The 426-nt window shown below is 39.2% G+C and carries 1 protein-coding gene; it reads right to left on the bottom strand.

The window, feature by feature from the left end:
• Positions 1-26: 26 nt before the first annotated feature.
• On the bottom strand, positions 27-353 hold the full coding sequence (locus FJR06_RS21465) for an iron-sulfur cluster assembly accessory protein (protein WP_015078105.1): 327 nt from the start codon (positions 351-353) through the stop codon (positions 27-29).
• Between the last annotated feature and the right edge of the window lie 73 nt (positions 354-426).

Below are 426 nucleotides of genomic sequence, written 5' to 3'. Positions count from 1 at the left end.
AATGACCAATGACCAATGACCAATGACTACTGACTAATAGAGAAAGAATTGCCACAGTTACAGGTGGATGTTGCTTGGGGATTATGAAAGCGAAAACCGCCACCTGTCAAATCTTCTGAATAATCTAGTGATAACCCAGTGATGTAATTTAGGCTTTCTGGGTCTATAACTACGCGAATATCATCCAACGCTAAAACCCGATCTTGAAATTGGACTGTGGTATCAAAAGCCAGATCGTAAAACAAATCAGCACAACCTCCAGATTTGACTCGCAAGCGAAATAAGGTATCTGATGGTTGTTTAGATTTTAAGCGCCCGATTTCATTAATGGCTGCTGGACTGAAATGAATCATGGAATTTTCTTATTAGTCAGTTGTTAGTAGGGGCGAAGCATTTGGAAAATAAATTATCGGTCATTGCCAAAAA

The organism is Dolichospermum sp. UHCC 0352 (genome assembly GCF_009711925.1).
Taxonomy (GTDB): Bacteria; Cyanobacteriota; Cyanobacteriia; order Cyanobacteriales; family Nostocaceae; genus Dolichospermum; species Dolichospermum lemmermannii.
The sequence above is the reverse complement of the archived record's forward strand: the minus strand, read 5'-3'. Positions and strand labels throughout refer to the sequence as shown.

Bases quoted from the DNA above. Each gene is read 5' to 3' on its own strand.
- FJR06_RS21465 (WP_015078105.1), bottom strand. From the start codon at position 353: ATGATTCATTTCAGTCCAGCAGCCATTAATGAAATCGGGCGCTTAAAA.